The organism is Sandarakinorhabdus sp., from assembly GCF_031422795.1.
Lineage (GTDB): Bacteria > Pseudomonadota > Alphaproteobacteria > Sphingomonadales > Sphingomonadaceae > Sandarakinorhabdus.
The window spans coordinates 1-2939 of the sequence record NZ_JANPML010000112.1; the positions used below are offsets into that span (position 1 = coordinate 1).

Below are 2939 nucleotides of genomic sequence, written 5' to 3' on the forward strand. Positions count from 1 at the left end.
GATCCGGTTCCCATCGCCTGCGAGATCGCGCTGGCACTGCAGACGTTCGTCACAAGGCAGGTGAATGTGTTCGATCCCGCCGTCATCACCATCGGCCAGATCAGCGCTGGCACCACCGACAACGTGATCCCCGAAACCGCCCTGCTGTACGGCACGATGCGCACGCTCAGCGCCGCCACCCGCGCCAAGCTGCACGCTGGCCTGCCCGGCCTGGCCCAGGGCATCGCCGCCGCCCACGGCGCCAGCGCAACGGTGGAGATCATCCCCGGCTTCCCCGTCACCAATTGCGATGGCCGCGCCGTGGCGCTGGGCGAAGCAGTGACCAAACGCCTGTTTGGCGACGATCAATGGCAAACGCTGGCCCACCCGATCATGGGCGCCGAAGATTTCGCCTATGTGCTGGAAAAAACCCCCGGCGCGATGTTCTTTCTGGGCGTAGCCGAAGAAGGCACGGATTGGCGCGCCTGCTGCGGGCTGCATTCCACCCACATGCATCTCGATGAAAGCGCCATGGCCCGCGGCGCCGCCCTGCACGCCGCCATTGCGGAGCAGTATCTGGCGCACGGGTTCGGACAATAAATAGCCCGTTGCAAACCGCCGCCGCCGCGCTATATCGGCGGCCCTCCGCATGGGGGATCAGGATTTGGTGCGGGGCAGTAGCTCAGATGGGAGAGCGCAGCAATCGCACTGCTGAGGTCAGGGGTTCGATCCCCCTCTGCTCCACCATTTCCGCCCCCCGGTAATCGCCCCGACGGCCCGGTTAAGCCCCCTGGGTAGATACACTCATGGGATGGGCGGCCTGTGCACCCGTAAAAGCCACAACGCGCAGTTCCCACCCAAATCTTTATCCTGCCCCGCACCCACAATCAGCGAGGCAACCCATGCTTATCCAGACCATCATCGTTCTCATTGTCGTTGGCGTCCTGCTGTGGCTGGTCAACAACAAGATCCCGATGGACGGCACCATCAAATCGATCATCAACATCGTCGTGATCATCGCCGTCATCCTGTGGCTGCTGCGCATCTTCGGCATCTTCACCTTCTGAGCCGCCCAATAGCCCGCGACGTGCTGCCGCTTGGCGGGTGAGCGCCTCCGCGCTACACCCGCCGGCGTGTCAACCGCCCTCTCCCTGTCGCTTGCCGTCCTGTCGATGGCGCTTATCATCGCCGTCCGGTACCTCGCGGTATCGGGCGGCTTTGCCTGGCTCACGGCGCGGCGCGGCGTGCAGGCCGGCCCGGCCGATCCGGTAAAGCGCAGCCGCCAGATCAGCACCGAAATCCGCTGGTCGCTCATCTCCGCCTTTATCTATGCCGTGCCCGCCGGCCTTGCCATCGAAGCCTGGCAGGCGTGGGGCTGGACGCAGATCATGGTCAACATCGATGGCCCGCTGCAAGCCGCGTGGCTGCCGCTGTCGGTGCTGGTCTATCTCTTCGCGCACGATACGTGGTTTTACTGGACCCACCGCTGGATGCACCTGCCCCGCCTGTTCAAGGCCGCCCACGCCGTCCATCACGCCAGCCGGCCACCCACCGCCTGGGCCGCGATGAGCTTCCACCCGTGGGAAGCCATCTCCGGCGCCATCCTGATCCCGGCGCTGATGTTCATCATCCCCATCCACATCGGCGCGCTGGGTATCGTTCTGACGGTCGCCACCGTCATGGGCGTTACCAATCACATGGGCTGGGAAATGTTCCCAGCGCGCTGGGTAAATGGCTGGTTCGGCCGCCACATCATTTCGGCCAGCCACCACGAAGCCCACCACCGCCACTATAATTGTAACTACGGCCTGTATTTCCGCTTTTGGGACAAGCTCTGCGGCACCGATCGCGGCCTTGCCAACTGGGCCACACAGGCCTAATCCAAATCCATTCCCCGGGGAGCCAGCGCGACTGGCTGAGAGTGGGCTTTTGAGGCCCTGACCCGCCGAACCTGATCCGGTTGACCCCGGCGGAGGGAGGGACTGGCACTGGCCGCCCCCCATCCGTGTTTTGCAAGGATGTGCTGCCATGGCCGATATCAATTCCCCCATCGAAATGCCCGTCACCACCGGGCCGCTGCCGGGCAGCCGCAAGATTTTCGTGGCGGGCACAATCCACCCGCAAATCCGCGTCGCCATGCGCGAAGTTGCGCTCGATGCGTCGGCCAATGAACCGCCAGTGCGGATTTACGATGCTTCCGGCCCCTACACCGATGCCACCACCACCATCGACATCGCCGCCGGCCTGCCGCCGCTGCGCACCGCCTGGGTCGAAGCCCGCGGCGATGTGGAGCGCTATCCCGGCCGCGAAGTGAAGCCCGAAGATAACGGCGTCGCCAACGTCCCCGGCGGCAAGGCCGACGTCGCCGAATTCCCCAACGTCGTGAAAAACCCCCTGCGCGCCAAACCCGATGCTTCAGGAAAGCTGGGGGCCGTCACCCAGATCGCCTATGCCCGCCGCGGCATCATCACGCCGGAAATGGAATATGTCGCCATCCGCGAAAACATCGGCCGCGCCCAGCGTGACGGCCTGATCCGCGACGGCGAAAGCTTCGGCGCCGAAATCCCCGATTACGTCACGCCGGAATTCGTGCGCAGCGAAATCGCCCGTGGCCGCGCCATCATCCCGGCCAACATCAACCACCCCGAAGCCGAACCGATGATCATCGGCCGCAATTTCCTGGTGAAGATCAACGCCAACATCGGCAACTCCGCCGTCGCCTCCTCGGTGGCCGAAGAAGTCGAAAAAATGGTCTGGGCCGCCCGCTGGGGTGCCGACAACATCATGGACCTTTCCACCGGCCGCAACATTCACAACACCCGCGAATGGATCCTGCGCAACAGCCCCGTGCCGATCGGCACCGTGCCGATCTATCAGGCGCTGGAAAAGGTGAACGGCGTCGCGGAAGACCTCACCTGGGAAGTCTATCGCGACACGCTGATCGAACAGGCCGAACAGGG

The 2939-nt window shown here is 64.2% G+C and carries 4 protein-coding genes, 1 tRNA gene and 1 riboswitch; all 5 genes read left to right on the top strand.

Annotated features, from left to right (window positions below; translation table 11 throughout):
* Positions 1 to 579 (top strand): M20/M25/M40 family metallo-hydrolase (locus RMO81_RS04265; protein WP_310474509.1); only part of this gene is annotated, 579 nt, incomplete at its 5' end.
* Positions 580 to 650: 71 nt separating this feature from the next.
* Positions 651 to 726: transfer RNA gene (locus tag RMO81_RS04270), tRNA-Ala, on the top strand.
* A 155-nt stretch (positions 727 to 881) separates the two neighbouring features.
* Positions 882 to 1046 (top strand): Thivi_2564 family membrane protein, encoded by a 165-nt coding sequence (locus RMO81_RS04275; RefSeq protein ID WP_303781343.1) that lies wholly within the window; start codon positions 882 to 884, stop codon positions 1044 to 1046.
* Between the two features lie 105 nt (positions 1047 to 1151).
* Complete coding sequence (locus tag RMO81_RS04280; RefSeq protein ID WP_310474511.1) at positions 1152 to 1859, top strand: sterol desaturase family protein; 708 nt, start codon at positions 1152 to 1154, stop codon at positions 1857 to 1859.
* Positions 1860 to 1864: 5 nt separating this feature from the next.
* A riboswitch (TPP riboswitch) is annotated at positions 1865 to 1974 on the top strand.
* A gap of 33 nt (positions 1975 to 2007) precedes the next feature.
* Positions 2008 to 2939 (top strand): phosphomethylpyrimidine synthase ThiC (locus RMO81_RS04285; protein ID WP_310474510.1); only part of this gene is annotated, 932 nt, incomplete at its 3' end.